The organism is Haloplanus rubicundus (assembly GCF_003342675.1).
GTDB classification, from domain to species: domain Archaea; phylum Halobacteriota; class Halobacteria; order Halobacteriales; family Haloferacaceae; genus Haloplanus; species Haloplanus rubicundus.
Map to the genome: position 1 here is coordinate 2957913 of NZ_CP031148.1, position 17028 is coordinate 2974940.

Genomic DNA, 17028 nt, shown 5'->3' on the forward strand with positions numbered 1-17028 from the left:
GATAAAAGAATCCGCATCGGGTGACCGCTTCCGGCGGTCAGTCGTGATTCAGTCGTTTAGTTGTCGCGCCGGACGGCCAGCAGCGCAGCCGCGATGAGCGCGATGACGGCGACGAGGGCACCGAAGCCAGGACCGCCACCCTCAGTGGGCGTCGGCGTGGCCGTTGCCGTGTCCGTCGGTTCCGGCGTCGGTTCCGGCGTCGGTTCCGGCGTCGGTTCCGGCGTCGGTTCCGGCGTGTCAGTCGGCGTCGGTTCCGGCGTCTCCGTCGGTTCCGGCGTTGCCGTCTGGACGCTCTGGACGATCTCTACCTGAACGAGGTCCGTGTTCTCACCGTCGTCGGCTTCGAGGTCGTACGTGCCCGTCTGGACGTCTTCCAGCTCGAGGCTCGTCGACCACGTGCCGTCGTAGGACCACTCGTCGGTGGTCGCGAGGGCGACCGAGTCACCCTCGCTCGTCAGCAGTTCGACGGTGATCGAGTTGTCGTCCGGACGCAGGTTGGTCGCACCTTCAACGACCATCGTGTCGTCGACACCAACCGGGTTGACACCGGAGGCTTCCATGCCTTCGGGGTAGACCGTCTGAATCTGCGTCTGCGCGTCGGCGTAGCGGAAGTTCGCCGTGACCATGCGGTCGTCACTTCCAGTCTCCTCGATCGTGTCGGCAACGACGTTCGCGCGGATCTGCGCACCCGTCGAGCTGCCGAAGTTCTTCGTATCGAGGTAGCCGTCGATGTCGGACTCGCCGGTCGTGCCGTATTCGCCGTCACGACCGGGGATCAGGATGTGGACGCTGACGCGCTGGCCATCCTCGAGACCGCTGATGGACACGTCGTCCTCGTCGAACGTGTTGTCGTCGTCGACCGAGATGTCCGCGGTGTGCGTGCCACCACGGTCGCCGACGAACAGGACGTCGACGTTCGAGGCGCCGAACGCACTACCCGAGATGTTCACGGTCGAGTCGGTGGTCGAGACCTGACCGCCGACGGTCTTGACCGTCGCCGACAGTTCCGTGTCGGTCACCCGCAGCGACTGCTGGGTGCTCGTGTTCGTGTTGAACTCCGAGGGCGACAGGTCGTAGTCGTCGTTGGTGTCGGGCGAGCCCGAGAGGCCGCCGACGTCAACCACACCGAAGCGGTAGGTGCCGGGGAGCGACAGGATGTCGTTCCCGGTGCCTTCCCCTTCGCTGAGGACGACGTCTTCCTCTTCGAACGTGCCGTCGGCGTCGACGGTGATCGTGTTGGAGCCGTCGATTTCGACGATCTCGTAGTCGTCGTTACGGCGGGCGAAGAAGGCAACGTCGTCGATGCCTTCCGAGGCCGTGCCGTTGACCTCGACTTCGCTGCCGACGACGTACGCGTTACCGGGCGATTCGATCGAGAGGTCGCCTTCCTCGACTTCCAGCGTCTGCTCGTCGTCCTCGCCTTCGGTGTCGGTCGTGCTACCGAGCTCGAACGGCACTTCAGTCGTCCCGTTGTAGAGCGTCATCTCGACGTCCGTCTCGTCGAGGTACTGCGTCTCGATCTGACCGACGCCGACACCCGTGTCGTCGTCGATCGTGATGTTGGCGTAGGCGTACTGCATGTCGCCGTTGATGCCAGTGTCGTCAACCGTCGACCGGTTGTACTTGGCGGCATCGCCGGGCGAGTCGGTCACGACACCGACTTCGCTGGTGTCGCCGACCTGCCGGAAGATCCGCGCGGCGTTCTCGGGGGAGACGCCGTCACGGAAGTCGTCAGCCTCGATGATGACCACGTGCGTGTCACCAGCGTCCGAACCGCCAATCTCGAAGCGGACGTCCTCACCGCGGACGACGTTGTCCGAGTCGAGTTCGATGTTCGCGTCGTCATCACCGGTGACGGTGATGGTCGTGGACTGGCTGGCCTGACCGAAGCCGAGGTCGTCGGTCCCGGCCAGGGTGATCGTGTACGTGCCCGTACCCGTGTTCGCGAGGTCGATCGGGTAGAGGACTTCGTTGACCGCTGCGTCGCCACCGCGGCTGGCGCCTTCAGGGTTCGTGAAGCTCTGGCCCGTCTCGCTACCGGTGCGCACGGCGTCGTTGGATTGCTGCACGTTGTCGTCGATGACGTCACCGGTCACGTCGAGACCGGAGTCGTCCTCGACGGTCAGTTCGAGGTTCTCGGCGTCCTGGTAGTTCCAGGCACCGACGACGGTCAGGTTACCGGCGTTCGTGCCGTCCTCGCCGCTGGTCGGGCTCGTGCCCTCAGCGACGGATCCGCCCGCGATGTCCTCGAGGTTGCTGTTGAGGACGTCCAGCGTGGTCACACGCGGCGTCTGGACGGTCACGCCCGGACTGCCGGCGTTACCGGACGTCGTGTAGGAACCAGTCGGCTGGTCCTGGGGGACGTTCGGCGTTTCGAGGGGGACGCCCTCGGCGTCACCGGCCGTCTTCTCGACGCCGCCGGAGATGGCGCCGGCGAGGAAGACGTCGGATTCACCCTGGAAGACGGTCGCACCACTGTAGATGGTACCCGTACCGTCCTGGGTGTTGAACTCACCGACCTCACCGTTCGGACCCGCGCGGGTCTCGTCGGTGCTGACGGTGACGGTGTCAAGGGTGGTGTCACCACCACTGGTGCTCCTCAGATCCACGTCCACGTCACCGCTGGTAGTGATATCAGAGTAGTCTATCTCCACTTGAGCTTCAACTCGGTACTCATTACCAGTGCCACTGGTAGTTGTGGAGTCGTAGACAATCTGCGGCGCGCTAGCTTGCTGAGTGGATACCGGGACCTCTTCTCGGGAATTGTTAATGATGGAAACATCACTAACGTCCGTAATCGAAGCGGAACCGGTAACGGCACCGTCGTTTAGCGTGAGGATGATCTCCTCACTAGAATTGCCGAAGTTCGGGTCTTCGGTCACGTTGAATACCACACTATGCGTTACTGTCGTGTTCGCAACGTTCGTCGGAGGCGTACCCGCATCCGACGGTTGCGTACCAACATTTGCCGCAGCAGCCGAGCCTGACAGCGCCACGGTGCCAGCGAAGACGCTGAACACCATGAGCGCGGCCAGGATGACTGCGCGGACCTTCTGATTATAGTCTGTCATTTTTTACGTTGTTGTTGGACCGCAGTGACATTCCAGAGGTCCTTCCTCTTTCCTGCCGATTTGTGGCTCCGCCGTCCCGAAGGGACAGCGCCACCACTGGTAGGGGTACGGGCATTTCTTTACCCAAGTATGGTATATGTTTTGTGGTATTGTCGTGTGTGTGTCAGACAACCCCGAGAAGCGAGGCCGGCCGCGGTTGCCGGAAACCGGACGCCATTTACGTCGCCCGCGCGGAGGGACGGGCATGCGACGCCGCGCCTTCCTCGCTTCGGCCGGAATCGCCGCCCTCGCCGGCTGCTCCAGCGGTAACGACGATGGAGACGGGTCGGACGGAACCGCGACGCCGACGGCAACATCGACGGGCACCGGGACGCCGAACTTCGAACTCCGCGGCGCCGAAATTCCCGAGGCACGGGCGTTGAACGTCCCCACCGCCATCGCCGTCGCCGTCCAGAACACGGGGACCGGTGCGGGAACGTTCACCTCGACGCTCGAACGACGCGTCGACGACGGGGAGTGGGAGACGGCGGCCAACATCGAGATGCCCCTCGAAGCGGGCGAGACGGGGGAGTGGCACAGCCCCCGATTCGCACCGCGGTATCTGGCGACGCTTCACTTCCGACTCGCGGCGTTCGACGAGACGTGGTCGATGGAGATCGCCCCGAAACGGCTGGATTTCGGACTCTACTACGCCGCGCCGACGGGACTCTACCTCAACGTCCTCGGTGGCTCGTTCGAATCCGAGTACCCAGCGCCGAGCAACGAGACGGACACGACGGCCAACGAGACGCTGACGCCGACGACGGCGCCCGACGGCGAGACGTGGGCGATCATGCGAGTCGACGTGCGAAATCGATTGGAAGAGCCCCAGACCACGCCCGCCGCCGACGAGTTCGTGTTGACCGTCGACGGCGAGCCCCGACCCCAGCATCAGGAGGTCACGGACGATCCGTACGAGGGCGGCGAACTCGCCGGCCGAACCGTCACGCGCGGCGACTTGGTTTACTCCGTGCCCGCGGGAACACAGGCGCGCGATATCACAATAACGTGGGAGTCTTCGCTCCCCGACGGCGACGTGAAGGCCATCTGGACGAAGTGAGCCCGCTCAGGGGAGCGCCGCCACCGCACAGCCGAGCATCGCGACGAACAACAGCGCGATCGACAGCGCCTCGACGGCGCAGCCGACGGGCGAGAGCGCATGGAAGACCGTTCGGGCTGTGAATTTTGGTTGCATACTTGTGTGGCAATTCACGCTTAGACTTCCAGAATATAGTGTTTGACGCTTCAAACAATCATAATTCATCAGTATCGTGGTGGAAAATCATATTTCCCCGATACTACGGGATCGAATGCCGGAGCCGGGGCTCTCGGCGAACGTGACAGCGAGAGAATGCCCGGGGTGGGCTCCGAACCCACGATCTCCGCATGTCCCAGGTTACGAGGCTCGGCGGGCCTCGAGGGAGACGGAGGCTTCCAAGGCCGAGGTGTATCCGCACCGAATCTCGAATACCCTATGAGTGCGGCGCTATGTCCAGCTAAGCCACCCGGGCGCAGTAAGTCGTAGGCAAATGCCGCCCTTGAAGCTTCCCATATCCGTCCACCCCGTCGACGCACAGCCGGCAGTATTATGATTCGCGACGGGGACCATCCCCGCATGAGTCTGCCGGAGCTCGTCCAGTCCACGCTCGACGGCGAATCCGTGGCGGCACGCGTGGGGCTCGGCGGTGACGACCTGCTCCTCGTGACGTCGACGCGGACGCTCGTCTACCGGGCCGAGGGACTCCTCTCGGACGAAGCGGTCGAGGAGTACCCCCACGACGCGGAACACGTCGGCGTCTCCGAGGGCCGACGCAAGGCCAAGATCACGCTCGATTACGGGCTCGACGGCGAGCGGACGTTCTCGGTGCCGACGAAACAGCTCGATCAGGTGCTCCACCCGGTGCTCGCCGGCGTGTTCAACGCCCGCGGGATCACGGACACCGGCGAGACGGTCAAGCAGACCTACCGGTTCAGCGAACTGACCATCGTCATCACGAGCGCGCGGCTGATCCGTCACATCGGCGCCGCAGTGTGGGACGAGGAGTACGAGGAGTACGCCTTCGAGGACGTGACCGACCTCGACTTCGAGGAGGGGAGCGTCGCCACGTCGGTTGTCCTCACCGTCGGCGGCCGACAGGAGCGGTTCAAGACGCCGAACGATCAGGCGCGGGCGGTCCGCGAGGGGCTCGTCTCGGCGGTGTGTGCCTACCACGGCGTCGACGACGTCGACGAACTCCGGGCGAAGGTAGCGGAGGAAGCGGAACGCGACGACGAGGCGGACACGGACGCCGACGCCGACACGGAGGGGACGGTATCGTTCGGCGACGGTCCCGGTCCCCTGGATACGAGCGGCGTCGACGGCGACGTGACGGCGGAGGACGGAGCAGAGAGCGGGAGTGAGGACCGTGGAGCGACGGAGACGGTTCGAACGCCGGAGCCGGGACAGGCCACGGAGACGACGGACCGCGACGACGACGGCTTCGGCGACTCCGGGTTCCGGTCGGCGGGCGTCGCCGACGACGCCGTCGCCGAGGAACTGGCCGAGCTGCGAAAGGTCGTCGAGAAGCAGAACGAGCGCCTCGACCGCCAGGAGCGGACCATCCAGCAGCTGATCGAGGAACTCCGGCAGGGCCGCTAATCCCGGCCGAGCACTTTTCTGACGCAGGAGGAGCCGAACGGGCCGAGTTCGCCGGATTCGAACTGGACGAAGTGACCGGTCGAGAGCGACGCGCCACAGCGTCGACAGTCGAAGTCGCCCTCCCGTTCGACGACCTGTCGCTCGAAGCGGACGAAGCCGCCGTCGCGACGCATCCGGACCCGATCCGCGTCGCGCTCGATGATCCCCCGAAGTTCGGCCTCGTCGAGGACCGTTCGGACGAGCGTCGGATCGGTCGTCACCGTCTCGATCCGGTCGACCACGGCCGACAGCGGCAGGTCGTCGCGTTCGAGGGCCGCGAGCAGGTCGAGTGCGAGTTCGACCCGCGCGCTCGCTCGCTCGTGCGTGTCGTCCGTCACGGCCGGCCGTTCGGGACCGGCGCTCATCAACGTCCCGTTCGGGCGTCGGGGGCGTCCGCCGAAGCGCAACTCGTTTGCCACGTGGCGACGAGCGACGGACATGGACCGACGCGTTCGCCTCGGCGCCGGCGTGGGTCTGATCGCCCTCGTCGCCGCCCTCGCGGCCCTCACCTCGCCGGCGGCGGTCCTCGGCCGGCTGGCGTGGGTCGCCGCCGATCCGCTCCGTCTGACCCTCGCGCTCGTCGCCGTCGCCGTCGTCCGCCCGCTGTTCGCGTGGCCGACGACGCTGCTCGCCGTCGCCGCGGGCTACGGGCTAGGCCTCGGGGGGTTCCCGCTCGCGCTCGCGCTGGTCGTCGTGACGAGTCTCCCCCCGTACTGGGTGGCCGGCCTGAGCGCCGGCGACGGCTCCGTCGCCGCGGCGGGGGAGCGACTCGTCGCCGAGACGGGCGACGTGCGGAGCGTCGTCGGCAGTCGTCTCCTGCCGCTCCCCTCCGACGTGGTGTCGGCGGGCGCGGGCGTCGCGGGCGTCCCGCTCCGGGCGTTCGCGCTGGGAACCGCCGTCGGCGAGGTGCCGTGGGTCGCCGCGGGCGTCGTCGCCGGCGACTCGTTCGCGAGGCTCTCGACGGCGTCGCTCTCGGCCGCGATGGACCCGCGGATTGTCGTCGGGGCCGCGATACTCGCCGGGCTGGCTTTCGCCAGACCGGCGTACCGGCTCTACGCCAGTCGGTGAGTTCGTCGAGAGCGGCGTCGGTTCGATCCGGGGTGTCGACGAGGGCGAAGCTACTTCACTACAGGGGCGATACCGACGGCCAGTGACCGGGATTCTGCGGCGGGCCAAACGCCCGTTGCTCTATCTGATGGGGCCGATGTACGCCGTCGCCGGAGCGTTGCACTTCGTCGTGCCGGACCTGTACGTCCAGATCGTCCCACCGATATTCCCGGCGCGGCTCGCACTCGTGTATCTCTCCGGCCTCGCCGAAATCGCCGTCGGCATCGGGGTACTGCTCCCTCGAACGCGACGGCTGGCGGCGTGGGCGACGGTCGCCGTACTCGTCGCCGTCTTTCCGGCGAACGTCTACATGGCGACCCACGGCGTCGTCGTCGAGGGACTGCCGGGCGGCGGCGATCCGTCCGCCCTCGTTCGCTGGGGACGGCTGCCGCTGCAGGCCGTGCTGATCCTCTGGGCGGCCTGGTATACGCGGCCGTTGCCCGAACCGGACCGACGCTGAACGGACGGAACGGGAGGTCACCCGCCGCGCCGTCGATACCAGACCTGCTCGCCGACGGGCGACGCCCCGTCGGCGATGTCCAGTCGCGACAGGACGAGGTCACGGATCGCAAACGTGACCACGAGTTCGACCACGGTGTCGTCCGCCGCCGCGACGGTGACGACGCAGTGACCGTCACGGTCCGTGATCGATTCGATGGTCCCCGTCGACCACCGGTCGAGGTCGTGGGTCGGTCGGCGCGCGTGGATTCGGTCGTGGTGCATCTCGACACGCCACGCTACGCCGGCTCGACGCTAAAGCCCGGCGGGTGGATCGACGTGTCGCGTCCGCGGGGTGGCCCGACGACTACTCCAGCAGCGACTCGCCGGTCATCGCCGCCGGCGTCTCGACGCCGACGAGTTCGAGAAGCGTCGGCGCCACGTCACACAGCGACCCGCCGAACCGGATCCGCCGGCCGCCCGACGGGTCCGCACCGGGCGCGAGGTAGACGACCGGAACCGGGTTGGGCGTGTGGGCGGTGTGGGGGTCGTCGGGCGTCCCCATGTCGTCGGCGTTGCCGTGGTCGGCGGTGACGAGGACGTGCCCGCCGGCGGCGTGAACCGCGTCGACGAGGCGGGCGAGCTGTGCGTCGACGGCCTCGACGGCGGCGACGGCCGCCTCGAAGTCACCGGTGTGGCCCACCATGTCCGGATTGGCGTAGTTCAAGACGAGTACGTCGGGGTCCTCGCGCTCGATGTGGTCGATGGCGGCGTCGGTCACCGCGACCGCGCTCATCTCGGGCGTGCGGTCGTAGGTTGGGACGTCGGGGCTCTCGACGATCCGACGCATCTCCCCCTCGAACTCGACTTCGCGGCCGCCGTTGAGGAAGTAGGTGACGTGGGCGTACTTCTCCGATTCCGCGATACGGAGCTGGGTCTTGCCCGCACGGGCGAGCGTCCCGCCGAGGGTGTCGGGGAGGTCGAGCGGCGGGAAGGCGACGGGGAACGCGAACCGCTCGTCGTACTCGGTCATCGTGACGAGGTGGATATCCGGCGGATCGGTCTCGAACGACCACACGGGGTCGACGTCGGCCAGCATCCGGACGAGCTGGCGGGCGCGGTCGGCACGGAAGTTGGCGAAGACGACGGCGTCGCCGTCTTCGAGGGTGGGGCCACCCTCGATCAGCGTCGGCTCGACGAACTCGTCGGTCTCGCCGCGGTCGTAGGCGGCGTCGAGGGCCTCGACGGCCGACGCGGCCGCGTGATCGGCCTCGCGGTTCACGATGGCGTCGTACGCGCGCCTCGTCCGCTCCCAGTTCTCGTCGCGGTCCATCGCGTAGTAACGGCCGGTTACGGTGGCGACGCCGCCGGTGCCGCGGTCGGCGGCGACGGCCTCCAGTTCGGAGAGGGCGTCCGCGCCGTCGGTCGGCGGCGTGTCACGGCCGTCGGTAAAGGCGTGCGTGACCGCCGGAACGTCGTGGCGGTCGGCGAGGTCGATCAGGGCGTGGAGGTGGCGCTGGTGGGAGTGGACGCCGCCGGCGCTGGCGAGGCCCATGATGTGCAGACGGCCGCCGGTGTCGCTGACGTGGGACACGGCGCCGCGGAGGGCGTCGTTCTCGAAAAACGAGCCGTCGGCGACCGAATCGTCGATCCGCGCTAAGGGTTGAGCGACCACCCGACCGGCACCGATGTTGAGGTGGCCGACCTCGCTGTTGCCCATCTGTCCGTCGGGGAGGCCGACGCGTCGACCGGAGGCGTCGAGTGTCCCCGAGGCGCCGGTGGCGAGAAAGCGGTCGAACGTCGGGGTGTCGGCGGCCGAGACGGCGTTGCGGCCGGGGCCGTCGAGTCCCCATCCATCGAGGATGACCAGCGCGGCGTCCATATCCGAGCGAGGCCATCGGGCGTTAACTACCTGTTGCATCGCGTCTGGAGGGGTGTCCGTGCGAGACGGTCCCCCCGCCCTGCCGGCGCCATCGGCACGCCTTTGAAGGTCGCTTCGGAACACGCATCCATGTCCACCGACGAGCAGGGACCCGTTCGTGTCGGGGTGCTCTCCCTACACAACAGCAAGGAGACGAAGGCGATCTTGAACGCGGTCGAGGACCTCGGCCACGAACCGGTGTGGCTCCGGCGCGAGAACACGACGGTCAGCATCGAGGACAGCGAGGTGACCGTCGATCCGGACGTGGACGTGGTCGCCAACCGCCTCCTACTGTCGACGACGGGCGATCCCGCGGAACTGCTGGGACTGGCGACGACGTTCAACCGTATCCGCCCGATGCTGAACGAACCGGACCCGGTGTTGACGGCGATCCACAAGTTCGCGACGGCGGCGACGCTCGCGGACTGGAACATCAGCGTGCCCGACGCTTTCCTCGGACTGTCGAACGAGCGACTCAACAGCGGCCGGGGACGGTTCGGCGACGTGGGCGTCTACAAGACGGCCATCGGCACGCACGGCGGCGGGACGTGGAAGGTCGACCTCACCGAACCGGTCAACCCGCGGGTCGGCAACCGACAGGCGTTCCTACAGGACCTCGTCGAACGCGACGAGAACGAACACCGCGACCTCCGGGTGTACGTCGTCGACGACGAAATCGTGGGCGCGATGTACCGCTACGCCCCGGAGGGCGACTGGCGGACCAACGTCGCCCTCGGCGGCGACGTGGCCGACGCCACCGACGACCTCCCCGACGTGGCAGCAGAGATGGCGCTGTACACCGCGGACGTGATGAATCTCGACTACGCCGGCGTCGACCTCATCGAGGGCGAGGACGGCTGGTTCGTCCTCGAAGTCAACCCGACGGCGGGGTTCAAAGGGCTGTACGAGGCCACGGGCACCAGCCCCGCCCCCCACGTGGCGAAACTCGCCATCGAGCGCGCCGGCGGGAGCGTCGACGAGGAACGGGTGGAACAGCTCTCGGCCACGCTCGACGACTCGACCCCCTCGTGTAAGCCCCGCATCACGCCGCCCGAACAGGAGGATCTCCCGGTCATCGGCTACATCGAGGACGTCATCGTCAGCGGGACGAGCGGATCGAAACAGGTGAAGGCCAAATCCGACACGGGCGCGACGCGGACGAGCATCGACACGGGACTCGCCGCCGACATCGGCGCCGGGCCGATCAAGAGCATGACGCGCGTGAAGTCGGGGAGCGTCAAGTCGGGGAAGGCGCGACCGGTCGTCGACTTGGTCATCGGCATCGGCGGCACCCAACACACCGTCACCGCGAGCGTCGAGGACCGCGGCCACATGGACTACCCCCTGTTGCTCGGGCGGGACGTGCTCGAACACTACCGGGTCGACGTGCGGCGACGCGCCGACGACGACGAGCGGAGTAGCGGCGAACTGCTGGAGGAGTAGGAGTAACCTTTTCCGGCTCGTTCCTGAAATCGAGGGCGATGACCCCGCTGGAAATCGGTCTCCGACTGGTGGCCGGCGTCCTTCTCATCCTCGCGAACGGCTTCTTCGTCGCCATCGAGTTCGCGCTGACGCGCGTCCGCCAGTACCCCGAATCCGAGTTCGACACGCCCGCGCTCGAACGGGCGTGGGAGATGACACAGGATCTCGAAATCTACCTCACGAGCTGTCAGGTCGGCATCACCGCCTCCAGCATCGCGGTCGGTATCGTCGCCGAGCCGGCGCTCGCGGCGCTGTTCGAGCCCTACTTCGCCGGGAGTGCGCTGGCGTCGGTCGGCGCTGGCGCCCTCATCGCGTACGCGATCATCAACCTCCTGCATCTCACCCACGGCGAGCAGACACCGACGTATCTCGGCGTCGAGCGCTCGAAGTTCGTCTGTCGGTACGGCGCGCGCCCGCTCTACTGGTTCGCGTGGCTCATCTCGCCGATCATGCACGTCGGCGACACCGTCGCGAAGGCGACGCTGAAACTGTTCGGCATCGAGATGACCGGCGCGTGGCTGGAGACCGAAGAGCAGGTCATCGAGTCGCGCGCGGACCTCCGGAACCGCCTCGACTCCCTGCTCGACGAGGGGGACGTACCCGAGGAGCGCCAGGAGGAGGTGCTCAACGCCCTCGCCGTCGGCGAGATGGCGGTCGCGGAGCTCGTGACCGACCCCGACGACATCGTGGCGCTGTCGGTCGGGGCGTCGGTCGAGGAGAATCTGGCGACGATGCGGGCGACCCCGCACACCCGCTTCCCGCTCGTCGGCGAGGACCTCGGGGACTTCCGGGGCGTCGTCTACACGCCGTCGGTGCTGACGCATCTGGAGGCGCTGGAGCGGGGCGAGCGGAGCTTCGAGGACATCGCGGCGGCGCCGATGACGCTCGCGGCGGAGACGAACGTCAGCGACGCCTTCGACCAGTTCCAGGCCCAGGATCAGGAGCTCGCGCTGGTGCTCGAGGACGGCGACGTCGTCGGCCTCCTGACCGCGACGGACGCGCTGGAGGCCGTGATGGGCGAGCTAGAGGATCCGCTGGACCGGGCGTACGGCTAACGCTCCCGCACCTCGTCGACCGAGTCGGCGACGTCCTCCTCGATCCGCCACAGGTAGAGGCTGGCGTAACTCCGGTACGGCGCCCACTGCTCCGCGCGGTCGACCATCGCCTCCCGGTCGATGTCGCCGTACAGCGCCCGCATCCCCTTCCGAATCCCGAGGTCGCCGACCGGGAACACGTCGGGGCGGCCGAGCGAGAACAGGAGTTGCATCCGCGCGGTCCAGTCCCCGACCCCGGTGATCGAGGTGAGTTCGTCGATCACGGCGTCGTCGTCCACCCCCGCGAACGAGTCGACCGTGTAGCCGCGGTCACGGAAGGCCTCGGCGACGTTGTTGACGTACCGCGTCTTCTGCCGGGAGAGCCCCGCGTCGCGGAGGGTGGCGTCGTCCGCGGCCAAGACGCCGGCAGGCGTCACGTCGACGGCTTCGAAGAGTCGCTCACGGGTCGCTGCGGCGGACGCCATCGACACCTGCTGGCGGAGAACCGAGACGACGAAGCGGGCGAAGAAGTCGTCCGCGGGCTCGATGGCGAGGGGACCGTGGCGCTCGATCAGCGGCCGGAGGTCGGGGTCGGCCCGCAGCGCGGCGATGGCGTCGGCGTCGTTCATGTCGGCCGTGAGCGGCCTACGGGCATAAGGGATCGGCCGGGAACGCGGGTGCTCTTCCACCCCCTCATAAGGGCGTTATAGGATTAAGCTACAGACCGATGGCGATAGGCGCCCACCATTCAGTCATGGTACAGCGGAGTCACGCCGACGGTCGAAGCAACGCAACCGAACCGAAATTCTACCTTCCCGCCGGGCCGGCTACGTCGTTCGTCGCCGACCGGGCGACGTCCGTCTGGGCGGCGCTGTTCAACCACGGCGTCGAAACGTCGGGGTAGGTTCGAGAACGGTGTTCGCGGCGGCGACGAGCACGACCAACCGACCCGTATCAATTAAGCCGCCACGCGGCGACCGGTCGGTAGCGAGATGAGCGACGTTAAAGCGGTCGTCCGAGTCGAGCACCCCGACATAGTGCTCACGGGAGCGGTTACCCACGACCGAAGTTCGGAAGTCAAGTCGGTGTCGGAGGCGGGAACCGACCCGACGTCGGGGAAGTTCTTCTATCACATCGAGTCGGCCGACTTCCGTCAGTTCGAGGACGGATTACGGACGGATAGTACCGTCGGCGAGTTCGAACGGGTGATCGAAATCGGGGCGGAGAAGGCGATTTACAGCATCGAGTACACCGACGACGCGAAGATCCTCTCACCGGTGATTTCGGCCGCGAACGGCGTCATCCTCGACATGGAAAACGACGGGCGCGCCTGGATTCTGACGGTGTGGATGCCCGAGCGAACGGATCTGGTGCAGCTCTGGGACTACGCACAGGGGAACGACATCGACATCGAGCTACTGCGCGTGAACGAATACGACGGCTTGGGTGAGACGGACGCCGGACTGACCGAGAGCCAGCGAGAAGCCCTCCTCGTCGCAGTCGAAGCCGGGTACTTCGAAGAACCACGCAACGCGACGCTCGGCGACGTCGCCGCTGCGCTCGACATCTCCCAACCCGCAGCCAGCGGTCTCCTTCGACGTGGCATCAAGCGACTCGTCGTCTCGTCCCTGATGGACGCCGGTGACGGGACGAATTGATCGCCACGACGCCGTGCGGTGGCAACCGGGAACACGATTCTCACCGTCGCGTGCCGCTACTCCCCGCTGGGCGCCAGCGGATCGAACCGCTCCGGGCGGTCGAAGACGCGGTCCGCGAGGTAGACGGCCCCGACCGAGAGGAGTAGCGTCGCGAGGATCAGGGGGATGCCGGGATCGTAGCGAAGCGGCGGATGGTAGCCGAAGGCGTAGTCGAAGACGTCGTTGACGAGGAGCGCGACGAGCGCGAGCTTGAGCGCGCGGTCGGTCGTCCGACCGTAGTAGGGGATGGCGAAGGCCTCGACGACGAACAACAGGTGAGTGAGCATGATCCCCCAGTAGTTCCAGAGGGCGCCCGGGGCGCCGACGTACTGACCGGGGTGGAGGTTGAGGGCGACGACGGTCCAGAGGCCGTACTTGACGAGCCAGACGAACGCGAACGTATGGAGGTAGGCCAGCGGGGTGTTGGTCGGGGCGTCGCGGACGCGACGGGCGTTCCCGAGGAGGGGAAGAAGCGTCGCGAGCGAGAGCGTCGCCAGCGCGAGCGCGGTAGGCGAGTCGCCGAAGAGCGGGTAGAGGAAGGTCGGCAGGTCGGCGAAGGAGGGATCGGCGTGGACGTAGAAACTGATGCCGACGAGGAAGGCGGCGCCGTTGGCGACCAAGAGCATCGAGAGGCTGGGCGCGTTGCCGAGGTAGTACTCCACGTAGCGCCCGAGGTCGAGCGAAACCGTGACCATCGATCACTTCGTGGATCGGTCGAAGGTAAAATCTGTCGTGCGGCGGAGGTTGAATGGTTTAAGTGGCCGCCTCGCGGAAGGACCGACATGGATTCGGACGCGGCCTTCACGTACAACGGCGGGAAGGTCGCCCCCGGCGAGCGGCAGAACCTCCGGTACGGCATCAGCGAGACGTATCTCGGCGATCCGGTGCGGATTCCGGTGACCATCGTCAACGGCGAGCGCGACGGGCCGACGGTGTTCCTGTCGGCGGCCGCCCACGGCGACGAACTCAACGGCATCGAGGTGGTACGGGAGGTGGCCTTCGAGTGGGACCTGGACGACCTCGCGGGCACCATCGTCTGTCTGCCCGTCCTGAACGTCCAGGGCTTTCTCACCCAGCAGCGGTATCTCCCCATCTACGACCGCGACCTCAATCGATCCTTTCCCGGCGACCCGTCCTCGACGAGCGCGAAGCGGATGGCTCACGCCATCTTTCGGAACTTCATCGCGCCCTGTGATCTCGGCATCGACTTCCACACCTCGACGCGAGGGCGGACGAACATGTTACACGTGCGCGCGGACACGGAAGACGACGCGGTGTCGCGGCTCGCTTTCGCCTTCGGGGCGAGCGTCGTCGTCGACGGCGCGGGGAGCGACGGGACGCTCCGTGGGGAGGCGACCCGCGCGGGCGTCCCGACCATCACGGTCGAGATGGGGCAGGCCCACCGGTTCGAACGCCGCCTCATCGACGACGCCCTCGACGGCGTGGAGAGCGTGTTCGCGGAGTACGGCCTCCAGCCGGGGCCGGTCCGCTGGCCGGGATGGCGAACGGTCGTGACGGAGAAGACGTGGATACGGGCGGACGCGGGCGGCATCGTCGACATGCACTACGACCGGGGGAGCCTCGTCCACGAGGGCGAGCGCATCTGTACGATCACCGATCCGTTCAAGGCCGACGGGGTGCCGGTCGAGGCACCCTTCACCGGCGTCCTGATCGGTCTCCTCGAGAATCCGGTGGTGTACCCGGGCAATCCGATCTGTCATCTCGCGGAACTCGACGCGGAGACGGCGCGGATCGTCGACCGCCGACAGACGGATCGATGATCGACGGAATCGGCGGCCAGCGACGCCGCGAGCGCCCGCGAGCGGTACGTAACTTCTATACGATCACGGTCCCGAGAGCCGGACGAGCATGAGTCAGTCCTACGATCGAGGCCTCATCGAGGATTTCGGCCGGTGGCGGGAATTCTCGGCCGGCATGTGGGCCTGGATTTTTCATAAGTTCACCGGGTGGGTGTTGATCGGCTATCTGTTCACCCACATCGCCGTGCTGAGTACGGCCCTCACGTCGGCGAGCGCCGATCCCGCGACGGTCGCGGCGAATCAGGACCTCTACACGCAGACGATCCAGGCGCTGGAGAGTCTGCTGGTGGTCCGCCTCCTCGAAGTCGGGTTGCTCGCGGTCGCCGTGTTCCACATCCTGAACGGGACGCGCCTCCTGCTGGTCGACCTCGGAATCGGCCTCGGCACGCAGGACCGGAGCTTCTACGCGTCACTGATACTGACGGGCGCCATCGTCGTCGCGAGCATCCCGACCTTCCTCGCGGGGGTGTCGCTCTGATGGCCGAGCGCTACTCCTCGTTCCGAGCGGGCGGGCGGCTGTGGCTCTGGCAGCGCATCACCGCCGCCTTCCTCGTCGTCGTGCTCGCCTTCCACTTTTTCCTCCTCCATTTCGTCCACCACGCCGACGAGGTGACGTTCGCGATGAGCGCCGGCCGGATGGAGACGTGGAGCTACTACTCGCTGATGATCCTCTTTCTGGTGACCGCGACGTTCCACGGCGTCAACGGCGTCTACAACGCCCTGATCAACGCCGGCCTGACCGGTGTCAAGCGACAGGCCGTCAAAGTCGTCCTCGGCGTCGCGAGCCTCCTCCTGCTGGTGCAGGGGTTCAGAACCGCGAACGCGTGGGCCGGCATCGACCTCCTCCCAATCCTATGAGTACGCAACGACAACAACCCGAGACCGAAACCGAGACGGAGAGTACGGAAAGCGAGGGTGAGACGGCCCAGGAGCGCCGCCTCGACGAGAAACGTCGGCGGGCCGAGGAGCGCGAACGCAAGCGCGTCGAGGCCGAGGAACGCGCCGCGGCGGACGCGGAACGCTACCACCTGAAGGTGTTCCGCTACGACCCCGAGGTGGAGGGGAAACAGGAGCCGCGCTTCGACGACTTCCACGTCCCCTACGAACCGGGGATGACGGTACTGGACGCACTCATCTACGCGCGCGACCAGTTCGACGCCAGCCTCACCTTCCGGCACTCGTGTCGACAGGCCATCTGTGGCTCGGACGCCCTCTTCGTCAACGGCTCCCAGCGGCTCGGCTGTCAGACCCAGCTTTCGGACCTCGATCAGCCGGTACGGATCGAACCCCTTCCCCACTCGGAGGTGGTGAAGGACCTGGTCGTCGACATGGAACACTTCTACGACCAGATGGAGTCGGTCGAGCCGTACTTCCAGACGGAGAACCGGCCCGAGGGAGAGCTGGAAGAACAGCGACAGAGCCGGGAAAACAGGGAGAAGATCAAGAAGTCGACCCGGTGTATCTGGTGTGGCGCGTGCATGTCCTCGTGTAACATCGCGGCGGGCGACAACGAGTATCTCGGGCCGGCGGCCATCAACAAGGCCTACCGGTTCGCGATGGACGAGCGGGAAGGCGAGGACATGAAACAGCGACGTCTGGAGATCATCGAGCAGGAACACGGCGTCTGGCGGTGCCAGACGCAGTTCTCGTGTACCGAGGTGTGTCCGAAGGACATCCCCCTGACCGAGCACATCCAGGAGCTGAAACGCGAGGCAGTCAAGAGCAACCTGAAGTTCTGGTAA

Annotated in this window: 19 protein-coding genes and 1 tRNA gene; 12 read left to right on the forward strand and 8 right to left on the reverse strand. The window is 66.8% G+C overall.

What is annotated here, in order from left to right:
- Nucleotides 1–56 precede the first annotated feature (56 nt).
- Nucleotides 57–3071, reverse strand: coding sequence for an HVO_2072 family ArtA-dependent S-layer glycoprotein (gene csg / locus DU484_RS16295; protein WP_114606456.1), 3015 nt, complete (start codon nucleotides 3069–3071; stop codon nucleotides 57–59).
- A 244-nt stretch (nucleotides 3072–3315) separates the two neighbouring features.
- Between csg and DU484_RS16300 the strand changes: the two genes are divergently transcribed.
- Nucleotides 3316–4170 (forward strand): hypothetical protein, encoded by an 855-nt coding sequence (locus tag DU484_RS16300; protein WP_114606457.1) that lies wholly within the window; start codon nucleotides 3316–3318, stop codon nucleotides 4168–4170.
- A 6-nt stretch (nucleotides 4171–4176) separates the two neighbouring features.
- Here the strand turns inward: DU484_RS16300 and DU484_RS20520 are convergent, their stop codons facing one another.
- Both DU484_RS20520 and DU484_RS19645 read right to left on the reverse strand, forming a co-directional pair.
- The gene (locus DU484_RS20520; protein WP_262342805.1) at nucleotides 4177–4305 is read right to left on the reverse strand and encodes a hypothetical protein; all 129 of its coding nucleotides are present in this window, start codon (nucleotides 4303–4305) and stop codon (nucleotides 4177–4179) included.
- Nucleotides 4306–4462: 157 nt separating this feature from the next.
- Nucleotides 4463–4621 (reverse strand) — tRNA-Met (locus tag DU484_RS19645).
- 104 nt (nucleotides 4622–4725) lie between these two features.
- On the opposite strand from DU484_RS19645, the gene DU484_RS16305 reads away from it, so the two are divergent.
- On the forward strand, nucleotides 4726–5748 hold the full coding sequence (locus DU484_RS16305; RefSeq protein ID WP_114606458.1) for a DUF7115 domain-containing protein: 1023 nt from the start codon (nucleotides 4726–4728) through the stop codon (nucleotides 5746–5748).
- On the opposite strand, the gene DU484_RS16310 is transcribed toward DU484_RS16305, so the two are convergent.
- Entirely contained in the window at nucleotides 5745–6152 is a 408-nt protein-coding gene (locus DU484_RS16310) for a DUF5830 family protein (RefSeq protein ID WP_114586994.1), read from the reverse strand. The two genes, DU484_RS16305 and DU484_RS16310, sit on opposite strands and share 4 nt — an antisense overlap.
- A gap of 73 nt (nucleotides 6153–6225) precedes the next feature.
- On the opposite strand from DU484_RS16310, the gene DU484_RS16315 reads away from it, so the two are divergent.
- Nucleotides 6226–6855, forward strand: coding sequence for a VTT domain-containing protein (locus DU484_RS16315; protein ID WP_114606459.1), 630 nt, complete (start codon nucleotides 6226–6228; stop codon nucleotides 6853–6855).
- Between the two features lie 127 nt (nucleotides 6856–6982).
- Nucleotides 6983–7354, forward strand: a complete 372-nt coding sequence (locus DU484_RS16320) for a DoxX family protein (RefSeq protein WP_114587307.1) — start codon at nucleotides 6983–6985, stop codon at nucleotides 7352–7354.
- A 17-nt stretch (nucleotides 7355–7371) separates the two neighbouring features.
- Here the strand turns inward: DU484_RS16320 and DU484_RS16325 are convergent, their stop codons facing one another.
- Together DU484_RS16325 and gpmI are read right to left on the reverse strand one after the other, a co-directional pair.
- Nucleotides 7372–7617 (reverse strand): DUF7861 family protein, encoded by a 246-nt coding sequence (locus tag DU484_RS16325; protein WP_114586996.1) that lies wholly within the window; start codon nucleotides 7615–7617, stop codon nucleotides 7372–7374.
- Between the two features lie 82 nt (nucleotides 7618–7699).
- The gene (gpmI, locus tag DU484_RS16330) at nucleotides 7700–9214 is read right to left on the reverse strand and encodes a 2,3-bisphosphoglycerate-independent phosphoglycerate mutase (protein ID WP_114606460.1); all 1515 of its coding nucleotides are present in this window, start codon (nucleotides 9212–9214) and stop codon (nucleotides 7700–7702) included.
- A gap of 129 nt (nucleotides 9215–9343) precedes the next feature.
- Here gpmI and DU484_RS16335 point away from each other — a divergent pair, with 129 nt between their 5' ends.
- Both DU484_RS16335 and DU484_RS16340 read left to right on the forward strand, forming a co-directional pair.
- Nucleotides 9344–10696, forward strand: a complete 1353-nt coding sequence (locus DU484_RS16335; protein WP_114586998.1) for a putative ATP-dependent zinc protease — start codon at nucleotides 9344–9346, stop codon at nucleotides 10694–10696.
- Nucleotides 10697–10734: 38 nt separating this feature from the next.
- Nucleotides 10735–11790 carry a CNNM domain-containing protein gene (locus tag DU484_RS16340; RefSeq protein WP_114606461.1) on the forward strand — a complete coding sequence of 352 codons (1056 nt, stop codon included), beginning with the start codon at nucleotides 10735–10737 and terminating at the stop codon, nucleotides 11788–11790.
- Here the strand turns inward: DU484_RS16340 and DU484_RS16345 are convergent.
- Nucleotides 11787–12398 carry a DNA-3-methyladenine glycosylase family protein gene (locus DU484_RS16345; protein ID WP_114586999.1) on the reverse strand — a complete coding sequence of 204 codons (612 nt, stop codon included), beginning with the start codon at nucleotides 12396–12398 and terminating at the stop codon, nucleotides 11787–11789. The genes DU484_RS16340 and DU484_RS16345 overlap by 4 nt on opposite strands.
- 125 nt (nucleotides 12399–12523) lie before the next feature.
- Between DU484_RS16345 and DU484_RS19650 the strand changes: the two genes are divergently transcribed.
- Together DU484_RS19650 and DU484_RS16350 are read left to right on the forward strand one after the other, a co-directional pair.
- On the forward strand, nucleotides 12524–12673 hold the full coding sequence (locus DU484_RS19650) for a hypothetical protein (RefSeq protein ID WP_157969583.1): 150 nt from the start codon (nucleotides 12524–12526) through the stop codon (nucleotides 12671–12673).
- 88 nt (nucleotides 12674–12761) lie between these two features.
- Nucleotides 12762–13427 (forward strand): helix-turn-helix domain-containing protein, encoded by a 666-nt coding sequence (locus tag DU484_RS16350; protein WP_114606462.1) that lies wholly within the window; start codon nucleotides 12762–12764, stop codon nucleotides 13425–13427.
- 56 nt (nucleotides 13428–13483) lie between these two features.
- On the opposite strand, the gene DU484_RS16355 is transcribed toward DU484_RS16350, so the two are convergent.
- Nucleotides 13484–14161 (reverse strand): DUF1405 domain-containing protein, encoded by a 678-nt coding sequence (locus tag DU484_RS16355; protein WP_114606463.1) that lies wholly within the window; start codon nucleotides 14159–14161, stop codon nucleotides 13484–13486.
- An 87-nt stretch (nucleotides 14162–14248) separates the two neighbouring features.
- On the opposite strand from DU484_RS16355, the gene DU484_RS16360 reads away from it, so the two are divergent.
- The 4 genes from DU484_RS16360 (at nucleotide 14249) to DU484_RS16375 (ending at nucleotide 17028) form a co-directional block, all read left to right on the forward strand.
- The gene (locus DU484_RS16360; protein WP_114587002.1) at nucleotides 14249–15247 is read left to right on the forward strand and encodes a succinylglutamate desuccinylase/aspartoacylase family protein; all 999 of its coding nucleotides are present in this window, start codon (nucleotides 14249–14251) and stop codon (nucleotides 15245–15247) included.
- A gap of 88 nt (nucleotides 15248–15335) precedes the next feature.
- Entirely contained in the window at nucleotides 15336–15764 is a 429-nt protein-coding gene (gene sdhC, locus DU484_RS16365) for a succinate dehydrogenase, cytochrome b556 subunit (protein WP_114587003.1), read from the forward strand.
- Nucleotides 15764–16144 carry a succinate dehydrogenase gene (locus DU484_RS16370; RefSeq protein WP_114587004.1) on the forward strand — a complete coding sequence of 127 codons (381 nt, stop codon included), beginning with the start codon at nucleotides 15764–15766 and terminating at the stop codon, nucleotides 16142–16144. The genes sdhC and DU484_RS16370 overlap by 1 nt, the downstream gene beginning before the upstream one ends.
- Nucleotides 16141–17028 carry a succinate dehydrogenase/fumarate reductase iron-sulfur subunit gene (locus DU484_RS16375; RefSeq protein ID WP_114587005.1) on the forward strand — a complete coding sequence of 296 codons (888 nt, stop codon included), beginning with the start codon at nucleotides 16141–16143 and terminating at the stop codon, nucleotides 17026–17028. The genes DU484_RS16370 and DU484_RS16375 overlap by 4 nt, the downstream gene beginning before the upstream one ends.

Excerpts from the sequence above, each read along its gene's own strand:
- csg (WP_114606456.1), bottom strand. The coding sequence starts at position 3,071 with ATGACAGACTATAATCAGAAGGTCCGCGCAGTCATCCTGGCCGCGCTC.
- gpmI (WP_114606460.1), bottom strand. The coding sequence starts at position 9,214 with ATGGACGCCGCGCTGGTCATCCTCGATGGATGGGGACTCGACGGCCCC.
- DU484_RS20520 (WP_262342805.1), bottom strand. The coding sequence starts at position 4,305 with ATGCAACCAAAATTCACAGCCCGAACGGTCTTCCATGCGCTCTCGCCC.
- DU484_RS16340 (WP_114606461.1), top strand. The coding sequence starts at position 10,735 with ATGACCCCGCTGGAAATCGGTCTCCGACTGGTGGCCGGCGTCCTTCTC.
- DU484_RS16305 (WP_114606458.1), top strand. The coding sequence starts at position 4,726 with ATGAGTCTGCCGGAGCTCGTCCAGTCCACGCTCGACGGCGAATCCGTG.
- DU484_RS16310 (WP_114586994.1), bottom strand. The coding sequence starts at position 6,152 with ATGAGCGCCGGTCCCGAACGGCCGGCCGTGACGGACGACACGCACGAG.
- DU484_RS16325 (WP_114586996.1), bottom strand. The coding sequence starts at position 7,617 with ATGCACCACGACCGAATCCACGCGCGCCGACCGACCCACGACCTCGAC.
- DU484_RS19650 (WP_157969583.1), top strand. The coding sequence starts at position 12,524 with ATGGTACAGCGGAGTCACGCCGACGGTCGAAGCAACGCAACCGAACCG.
- DU484_RS16345 (WP_114586999.1), bottom strand. The coding sequence starts at position 12,398 with ATGAACGACGCCGACGCCATCGCCGCGCTGCGGGCCGACCCCGACCTC.
- DU484_RS16370 (WP_114587004.1), top strand. The coding sequence starts at position 15,764 with ATGGCCGAGCGCTACTCCTCGTTCCGAGCGGGCGGGCGGCTGTGGCTC.
- DU484_RS16335 (WP_114586998.1), top strand. The coding sequence starts at position 9,344 with ATGTCCACCGACGAGCAGGGACCCGTTCGTGTCGGGGTGCTCTCCCTA.
- sdhC (WP_114587003.1), top strand. The coding sequence starts at position 15,336 with ATGAGTCAGTCCTACGATCGAGGCCTCATCGAGGATTTCGGCCGGTGG.
- DU484_RS16320 (WP_114587307.1), top strand. The coding sequence starts at position 6,983 with ATGGGGCCGATGTACGCCGTCGCCGGAGCGTTGCACTTCGTCGTGCCG.
- DU484_RS16300 (WP_114606457.1), top strand. The coding sequence starts at position 3,316 with ATGCGACGCCGCGCCTTCCTCGCTTCGGCCGGAATCGCCGCCCTCGCC.
- DU484_RS16375 (WP_114587005.1), top strand. The coding sequence starts at position 16,141 with ATGAGTACGCAACGACAACAACCCGAGACCGAAACCGAGACGGAGAGT.
- DU484_RS16355 (WP_114606463.1), bottom strand. The coding sequence starts at position 14,161 with ATGGTCACGGTTTCGCTCGACCTCGGGCGCTACGTGGAGTACTACCTC.
- DU484_RS16360 (WP_114587002.1), top strand. The coding sequence starts at position 14,249 with ATGGATTCGGACGCGGCCTTCACGTACAACGGCGGGAAGGTCGCCCCC.
- DU484_RS16315 (WP_114606459.1), top strand. The coding sequence starts at position 6,226 with ATGGACCGACGCGTTCGCCTCGGCGCCGGCGTGGGTCTGATCGCCCTC.
- DU484_RS16350 (WP_114606462.1), top strand. The coding sequence starts at position 12,762 with ATGAGCGACGTTAAAGCGGTCGTCCGAGTCGAGCACCCCGACATAGTG.